At 74.1% G+C, this 3,433-nt stretch carries 4 protein-coding genes and 1 pseudogene; 2 read left to right on the forward strand and 3 right to left on the reverse strand.

Annotated features, from left to right (window positions below):
- The 3 genes and pseudogenes from Q0112_RS05025 to Q0112_RS05035 form a co-directional block, all read right to left on the reverse strand.
- Positions 1–198 (reverse strand): annotated as a pseudogene (locus Q0112_RS05025) (tRNA pseudouridine(38-40) synthase TruA); the annotation flags it as partial.
- 59 nt (positions 199–257) lie between these two features.
- The gene (locus Q0112_RS05030) at positions 258–560 is read right to left on the reverse strand and encodes a HigA family addiction module antitoxin (RefSeq protein ID WP_297972296.1); all 303 of its coding nucleotides are present in this window, start codon (positions 558–560) and stop codon (positions 258–260) included.
- An 11-nt stretch (positions 561–571) separates the two neighbouring features.
- Complete coding sequence (locus Q0112_RS05035; protein ID WP_297972300.1) at positions 572–847, reverse strand: type II toxin-antitoxin system RelE/ParE family toxin; 276 nt, start codon at positions 845–847, stop codon at positions 572–574.
- A gap of 159 nt (positions 848–1,006) precedes the next feature.
- Between Q0112_RS05035 and Q0112_RS05040 the strand changes: the two genes are divergently transcribed.
- Together Q0112_RS05040 and Q0112_RS05045 are read left to right on the forward strand one after the other, a co-directional pair.
- Positions 1,007–2,407 carry a YcjX family protein gene (locus tag Q0112_RS05040; RefSeq protein ID WP_297972303.1) on the forward strand — a complete coding sequence of 467 codons (1,401 nt, stop codon included), beginning with the start codon at positions 1,007–1,009 and terminating at the stop codon, positions 2,405–2,407.
- Positions 2,404–3,433 (forward strand): YcjF family protein (locus Q0112_RS05045; protein WP_297972306.1); only part of this gene is annotated, 1,030 nt, incomplete at its 3' end. The genes Q0112_RS05040 and Q0112_RS05045, both read left to right, overlap by 4 nt.

Here is a 3,433-nt window from a genome sequence, read left to right on the forward strand (position 1 = left end):
GAGATCGACATGGGCGACCTGGCCGATCGCATGCACCCCGGCATCGGTGCGCCCGGCGCCGACGGTGAACGGCGCCTCCGGGGCGATGCGCGCGATCGCCGCCTCGAGCGCCCCCTGCACGCTCGCCCGCGCCGCCTGGCGCTGCCAGCCGGAGAAGGGGCGTCCGTCGTACTCGATCCTGAGGGCGTAGCGCGGCATGGCCCGAGCCCCTAGCGCGCCCGGGGCGGCGCGCGCAAGGCGGCGCGGCCGGTCGGGGGTCAGGCGGCCTTCCCGCCAAGCGAGGGGATCTGCGAGACGTCGATGGCGCGCGCCGCATGCCAGGCGTCGTAGGCGCCCTGCATCCTGACCCAGGCGATCGGCTCGCCGCCGAACATCTTCGCCAGCCGGACGGCGGTCTCCGGGCTGACCGGCTTCCGCTCGGCGAGGATGTCGTAGAGATGCTGGCGCGAGATGCCGAGCAGCCGGGCAATCTGCGCCTTCGGCACGCCGACGGCAGGGATGACGTCCTCCCGGAGGAGCGCCCCGGGGTGGGTCGGGCAGCGGTTCGGATCGCGGGCCATGGGGTATCTCCTCAATGGTACTGCTCGAAGTCGACGGCGAAGGCATCGCCGTCGCGGAACTCGAAGGTGACGCACCACGGCCCGTTGACGTGGACCGTGTAGCGGGTCGGCTCGAAGCCGCGCAGCGCGTGGAAGTCGAAGCCGGGAAGGTTCATGTCCTCCGCGCCGGCGGCCGCATCGAGACGATCCAGCCGCCGCAGGATGCGCTCGTGCAGGCGCGCGTCGATCCTCGATCGGCCGGTCTCCCAGAGCGAGCGGAGCTGCTTGCTCCGGAAGGTCTTGATCATGCGGGGCAGTGTATGCAATCGGCTGACAGCATGTCAACAGATGGCTTACATCCATGTTTTCGCGAGCGACGTGTCACCCGGATCCCGCGCGGCGTTGCGGGTGGGCGGCGGAGCGATTAGGTCTGGGACCGCCGGGGAGCGGAGGGAGGACGCGGGACCTTGGACCTCAATCGCCTCACCGGAGGCCTGATCCAGAGCGTCGGGGACGCGGTGGGCGAGCTCGGCGGCCTCTTCGGCGACCCGGTGGTGCGGCTCGGGGTGACCGGGCTCAGCCGCGCCGGCAAGACCGTCTTCATCACCTCGCTCGTCGCCAACCTCCTCGACCGCGGCCGGATGCCGCAGCTGAGGGCCGAGGCCGAGCACCGCATCCTCGCCGCCTACCTGCAGCCGCAGCCCGACCACACCATCCCGCGCTTCGCCTACGAGGACCATCTCGCCGCGCTGACCGGGCCGGATCCGCGCTGGCCGGAGAGCACCCGCTCGATCTCGACGCTCAGGCTCTCGCTCCGGGTGACGCCGACCGGGATGATGCGGGGGATCGGCGGGCCGAAGGTCGTGCATCTCGACATCGTCGACTATCCGGGCGAGTGGCTGCTCGACCTGCCGCTGATGAACGAGAGCTTCGAGGAATGGTCGCGCGCGGCCATCGCCATCGCCCGGACGCCGGCCAGGGCGCCGCATTCGGCCGCCTGGCTGGCGCGGCTCGCAGCGACCGAGCCCGCCGCGCGGGCGCTCGCCGCCGACTTCACCGCCTATCTCGCCGCCGCGCGCGCCGCCGGCCTCTCCAGCGTCGCGCCGGGGCGGTTCCTGATGCCGGGCGATCTCGAGGGCTCGCCCGCCCTCACCTTCTCGCCGCTCGACAGGCCGGCGCGGCGTGCCGCGGACTCGCTCTGGCGCGCCTTCGAGCAGCGGTTCGAGGCCTACAAGCGGGTGGTGGTCGCGCCCTTCTTCCGCAACCACTTCGCCCGGCTCGACCGGCAGGTGGTGCTGATCGACGCGCTCGGCGCCATCCACGACGGGCCGCGGGCGGTCGAGGACCTGCGCGCGGCGATGGCCGAGATCCTCGCCTGCTTCCGTCCCGGGCCGCGGTCCTGGCTGGCGCCGATCCTCGGGCGGCGGATCGACCGCATCCTCTTCGCCGCCACCAAGGCCGACCATCTGCACCATTCCCAGCACGGCAAGCTCGCCGCCATCGCCCAGGCGCTGGTGAAGGACGCCCGCGCCCGCGCCGAGTTCACCGGCGCCGCCACCCAGGCCCTCTCGATCGCGAGCCTGCGCGCCACGGTCGAGGCGACGGTCATCCGCGACGGGCGGGAGATCGACGTGGTGCGCGGGCGGCTCGAGGGGAGCGGCGAGGAGGCGGCGCTCTTCCCCGGCAACCTGCCGGAGGATCCCGCGGCCATCCTCTCGCCGGCGCGGCAGGGGGTGGAGGACTGGAGCGACGCCGCCTACCGGGTGACGCGCTTCGCGCCGCCCCTCCTCGCCGGGGCCGGCGGCGGGCTGCCGCACATCCGCCTCGACCGCGCCGCCGAGTTCCTGATCGGAGACCGCCTCGGATGAGCCGTCCGCCCGAATCCCGCGGCCAGCGGGTCGATCCCTTCGTCATCCCGGCCGGCGAGCTCGCGCCGGCCACGCTGACCCCGGCCGAGGCCCCGCCGCCGCCCGATGACGAGCCGCCCGAGGGCGCGGCGATGCAGGCGGCGGTGCGCCTCGCCGCCGGCCGCGGCCGGGGCGGCCGGGGCGGGCTCTTCTGGACCGTCCTCGGGCTCTTCGTCTCGCTCGTCGTCTCGATCGCGACCTACGACTATCTGACCTCGCTGCTCATGCGCTTCCCGCTCCTCGGCCGGGCCGCGCTCGTCCTCGTCGCGATCCTCGCCGTCCTCGTCCTCCTGCAGGTCGTGCGCGAGCTCTGGGCCTTCCGCCGCCTCGTCCGCATCCAGTCCTTCCACGCCGAGGCCGCGGCGGCGCTGGCGGGCGGCGACCGCGCGGCGGCGCTCGCCCTCTCGCGGCGGCTCGAGCGGTTCTATTCCGGCCGCCCCGAGCTCGGCTGGCACCTCGAGCGGCTGCGCGAGCGGCGCGAAGGGTTGCTCGACGCCGACGCCATCGTCGAGCTGACCGAGCGCGCCGTCTTCGAGCCGCTCGACGCCCAGGCCCGCCGCGAGATCGAGGCGGCGAGCCGCATCGTCGCCGGCGCCACCGCGCTCATCCCGCTGGCGCTCGCCGACGTGCTGGCGGCACTGTCGCAGAACGTCCGCATGGTCCGCCGCATCGCCGGCATCTACGGCGCCCACGCCGGCTTCTTCGGCTCCTGGCGGCTGCTGCGCCTCGTCGCGACCCACCTCATCGCCACCGGCCTCGTGGCGGTCGGCGACGACCTCGTCGGCTCGGTCGCCGGCGGCCACCTGCTCGCGCGCCTCTCCCGCCGCTTCGGCGAGGGCTTCGTGAACGGCGCCCTCACCGCCCGGGTCGGCGTCGCCGCCATGGACGTCTGCCGCCCCCTCCCCTTCGCCGCCCTGCCCCGGCCCAAGGTCTCGAACCTCATCAGCCGCGCCCTCGCCGGGCTGTTCCAGAACACTGGCCGAGACC

The organism is uncultured Amaricoccus sp., from assembly GCF_937858865.1.
Lineage (GTDB): Bacteria > Pseudomonadota > Alphaproteobacteria > Rhodobacterales > Rhodobacteraceae > Amaricoccus.